The sequence below is a fragment of the Pseudomonas sp. genome, from assembly GCF_050739655.1.
In the GTDB taxonomy this organism is placed as follows: Bacteria; Pseudomonadota; Gammaproteobacteria; order Pseudomonadales; family Pseudomonadaceae; genus Aquipseudomonas.
On the sequence record NZ_JBOIBY010000116.1, the window covers coordinates 1 to 4,145 of the forward strand.

At 59.5% G+C, this 4,145-nt stretch carries 4 protein-coding genes; 2 read left to right on the plus strand and 2 right to left on the minus strand.

Annotated features, from left to right (window positions below):
- Together ACRESJ_RS06265 and ACRESJ_RS06270 are read left to right on the plus strand one after the other, a co-directional pair.
- The coding region (locus ACRESJ_RS06265; protein ID WP_431757136.1) for an ABC transporter ATP-binding protein at positions 1-694 on the plus strand (694 nt) is incomplete at its 5' end.
- Positions 694-1,674, plus strand: a complete 981-nt coding sequence (locus ACRESJ_RS06270; RefSeq protein WP_431757137.1) for a peptide ABC transporter ATP-binding protein — start codon at positions 694-696, stop codon at positions 1,672-1,674. The genes ACRESJ_RS06265 and ACRESJ_RS06270, both read left to right, overlap by 1 nt.
- A gap of 172 nt (positions 1,675-1,846) precedes the next feature.
- On the opposite strand, the gene ACRESJ_RS06275 is transcribed toward ACRESJ_RS06270, so the two are convergent.
- Positions 1,847-2,104, minus strand: coding sequence for a hypothetical protein (locus ACRESJ_RS06275; protein ID WP_431757138.1), 258 nt, complete (start codon positions 2,102-2,104; stop codon positions 1,847-1,849).
- Positions 2,105-2,411: 307 nt separating this feature from the next.
- Positions 2,412-3,995, minus strand: a complete 1,584-nt coding sequence (locus tag ACRESJ_RS06280; protein WP_431757139.1) for a peptide chain release factor 3 — start codon at positions 3,993-3,995, stop codon at positions 2,412-2,414.
- Positions 3,996-4,145: the final 150 nt, after the last annotated feature.

Below are 4,145 nucleotides of genomic sequence, written 5' to 3' on the forward strand. Positions count from 1 at the left end.
GGTCTTCCAGGACCCGATGACCGCGCTGAACCCGAGCTACACCGTCGGTTTCCAGATCGAAGAAGTGCTGCGCCTGCACCTGAAAATGTCCGGCAAGGCTGCCCGCAAGCGTGCCATCGAATTGCTGGAAAAAGTTGAAATCCCGGGTGCCGCCAGCCGTATGGACGCCTACCCGCATCAACTGTCCGGCGGTATGAGCCAGCGTGTCGCGATTGCCATGGCGATTGCCGGCGAGCCGAAACTGCTGATCGCCGACGAACCGACCACAGCGCTGGACGTGACGATTCAGGCGCAAATCATGGACCTGCTGTTGGCGTTGCAGAAAGAGCAGAACATGGGTCTGGTGCTGATCACCCACGACCTCGCCGTCGTGGCCGAAACTGCCCAGCGCGTGTGCGTGATGTACGCCGGCCAGGCGGTCGAAGTCGGTCAGGTGCCGCAACTGTTCGACATTCCGGCACACCCGTACAGCGAAGCGCTGCTCAAGGCGATTCCGGAACACAGCCTGGGTGCCTCGCGCCTGTCGACCCTGCCGGGTATCGTTCCCGGTCGCTACGACCGTCCGCAGGGTTGCCTGCTGTCGCCACGCTGCCCTTATGTGAAAGACAACTGCCGTCAACAACGTCCGACACTTGACCAGAAAAGCAACAGCCTCGCTCGCTGCTTCTACCCGCTGAACCAGGAGGTGGCGTAATGGCCGTCGTTCTTACCGCCCGCGACCTGACCCGTCACTACGAGGTGTCCCGAGGCCTGTTCAAGGGTCACGCCACCGTGCGCGCCCTCAACGGCGTATCGTTCGAACTGGAAGCCGGCAAGACCCTCGCTGTCGTAGGCGAGTCGGGTTGCGGCAAATCCACCCTGGCCCGTGCCCTGACCCTGATCGAAGAGCCGTCCTCGGGTTCCCTGAAAATCGCCGGCCAGGAAGTCGCCGGCGCCGACAAGGCCCAGCGTAAGCAACTGCGCAAAGACGTGCAGATGGTGTTCCAGAGCCCGTACGCCTCGCTCAACCCTCGGCAGAAGATCGGTGATCAGTTGGCCGAGCCGCTGCTGATCAACACCAACCTGAGTGCTGCGGAACGTCGCGAGAAAGTGCAGGCGATGATGAAGCAGGTCGGCTTGCGTCCCGAGCACTACCAGCGTTATCCGCACATGTTCTCCGGCGGTCAGCGCCAGCGGATCGCCCTGGCCCGCGCCATGATGTTGCAACCGAAGGTGCTGGTGGCGGACGAACCGACCTCGGCACTGGACGTATCGATCCAGGCGCAGGTGCTGAACCTGTTCATGGACATGCAGCAGGAGTTCAACACCGGTTACGTGTTCATCTCCCACAACCTGGCCGTGGTGCAACACGTGGCCGATGACGTGATGGTGATGTACCTCGGTCGCCCGGTGGAAATCGGTCCGAAAGAGGACATCTACGCCCGTCCGCTGCACCCGTATACCCAGGCCCTGCTGTCGGCGACACCGACCATCCACCCGGATCCGTCCAAGCCGAAAATCAAGATCGTCGGCGAGTTGCCCAACCCGCTGAACCCGCCACCGGGCTGCGCGTTCCACAAGCGTTGCCCATATGCCACCGAGCGTTGCAGCGCTGAAGAGCCGGCCTTGCGCCAGCTGGACACCCGCCAGGTAGCGTGCCACTACGCCGAGCAGTTCCTCGACGGCGCGGCGTAACAAATATGGGAGCGGGCTTGCTCGCGAAGGCGTCGTGTCAGTCGATTCATTTGTCGTCGGACACACCACCTTCGCGAGCAAGCCCGCTCCCACAGTAGTTTGGTGTACACCAGACCCCTTCTACCTCGCTGAGCATCAATCGAGGCAGAAGGGGTTTTATTTTGTCTGCGATCTACGTCTGGCTATCGCCTTCGTCCGGATCATCGGACTCCGGCTCATCGGTAGTCGAATCATCGTCGCCCTCGGCTCCACCCTGTCCTTTATCCCCAGGTTCGGAGTCGGACGCAGCGATCATCAACTCACCATGCCCCGCCAGCCCGCTCGAAGCCTGAGTCTCGTGGTTCTCACACTCGGCCCAGACCGCCGAGCTGCCGAGGGTCAGCATGACCAATACCTTTATCATCAACAAAACGCGTAACAATCTGTTCATGGCCGAATCCATCCTTTTAAAAAGTGCCTGTCTGGCGGTTATTAAAATTTAGTCTCGAACAGCTTGGTTCTCCCAGATAGGACGCCGATGGACAAGGGAAAATGCCAGTGTTTGGCAGACTTGTTTCGAATAATCGTTATGCCAAAAAGATCAAAAGATCGCAGCCTGCGGCAGCTCCTGCATTCAACCCGCGATCCCCCTGTAGGAGCTGCCGCAGGCTGCGATCTTTTGACCCTTAACAAAAAGCCCCGAGGCTTTCGCATCGGGGCTTTCGCATCGGGGCTTTTTGTTTTCTGCAACTCAGCGCTTAGTGATGCTCACGCGTCGCACGGAATTTCACATCCGGCCAGCGTTCTTCCATCAATGCCAGGTTAACCCGGGTCGGCGCCAGGTAGGTCAGGTGACCGCCGCCGTCCAGTGCCAGGTTTTCCACAGCCTTGTTGGAGAATTCCTCGAGCTTCTTCTTGTCGCTGCATTCGATCCAGCGAGCGGAGTAAACGGTGATCGGCTCGTAGGAGCACTCGACCTTGTATTCCTCCTTCAGGCGGCTGGCGACCACATCAAACTGCAGCACACCCACGGCGCCGAGGATGATGTCGTTGCTGCGTTCCGGGAAGAACACCTGGGTCGCGCCTTCTTCTGCCAGCTGTTGCAGGCCTTGGCGCAGTTGCTTGGATTTCAGCGGATCGCGCAGACGCACGCGGCGGAACAGTTCCGGGGCGAAGTGCGGGATGCCGGTGAAGCCCAGGACTTCGCCTTCGCTGAAGGTGTCGCCGATCTGGATGGTGCCGTGGTTGTGCAGACCAATGATGTCGCCAGCGAAGGCTTCTTCCAGTTGCTCACGCTCGGAGGAGAAGAACGTCAGGGCGTCACCGATGCGCACGTCCTTGCCGGTACGCACATGACGCATCTTCATGCCTTTTTCGTACTTGCCGGAGCAGATGCGCATGAAGGCGATGCGGTCGCGGTGTTTGGGGTCCATGTTCGCCTGGATCTTGAAGATGAAGCCCGAGAACTTCTCTTCCACCGGCTCCACGGTCCGCTCGTTGGCGACGCGCGCCAGAGGACGTGGTGCCCAATCGACCACGGCGTCGAGAACATGGTCGACACCGAAGTTGCCCAATGCGGTACCGAAGAATACCGGGGTCAGTTGACCGTCGAGGAATTCCTGCTGATTGAACTCGTGGCAGGCCCCCTGAACCAGTTCCAGTTGCTCCAGGAAGCGCTCGTATTCGTCACCGAGGTGGGCGCGGGCTTCGTCGGAATCGAGTTTCTCGATGATCTTGGTTTCGGTGCGTTCATGACCGTGACCGGCGGTGTACACGATGATGTAGTCATCAGCGAGGTGATACACGCCTTTGAAGTCCCGATAGCAACCAATCGGCCAGGTGATCGGCGCCGCCTTGATCTTCAGGACGGCTTCGATTTCGTCGAGCAGTTCGATCGGGTCGCGGATGTCACGGTCGAGTTTGTTGATGAAGCTGACGATCGGCGTATCACGCAGACGGCAGACGTCCATCAGGGCGATGGTCCGTGGCTCAACGCCCTTACCGCCGTCGAGCACCATCAACGCCGAGTCCACTGCGGTCAGGGTGCGGTAGGTATCTTCGGAGAAGTCTTCGTGACCCGGGGTGTCGAGCAGGTTGATCATGTGCTCGCGATACGGGAACTGCATGACCGACGTGGTAATCGAGATACCCCGCTGCTTTTCCATTTCCATCCAGTCGGAGGTGGCATGGCGGTCGGACTTACGGGATTTCACCGTACCGGCCACCGCAATCGCCTTGCCCATCAGCAAGAGCTTCTCGGTGATGGTGGTTTTACCGGCGTCGGGGTGGGAAATAATGGCGAAAGTGCGGCGTTTCGCGACTTCGGCGGCCTGGTGGGTCATGGGAAATCGCCTGGCGGTGATCAAAAAAAGGGCGGCGAGTATAGCTTAAAAAGTAACCGCCGGACCACCGCTCATAGACGACGAATCACCTGTAGGAGCTGCCGAAGGCTGCGATCTTTTGACTTTGCTTTTAAAGATCAAGATCAAAAG

Coding starts and splice junctions, on each gene's coding strand:
- ACRESJ_RS06275 (WP_431757138.1), bottom strand. CDS start 2,104: ATGAACAGATTGTTACGCGTTTTGTTGATGATAAAGGTATTGGTCATG.
- ACRESJ_RS06270 (WP_431757137.1), top strand. CDS start 694: ATGGCCGTCGTTCTTACCGCCCGCGACCTGACCCGTCACTACGAGGTG.
- ACRESJ_RS06280 (WP_431757139.1), bottom strand. CDS start 3,995: ATGACCCACCAGGCCGCCGAAGTCGCGAAACGCCGCACTTTCGCCATT.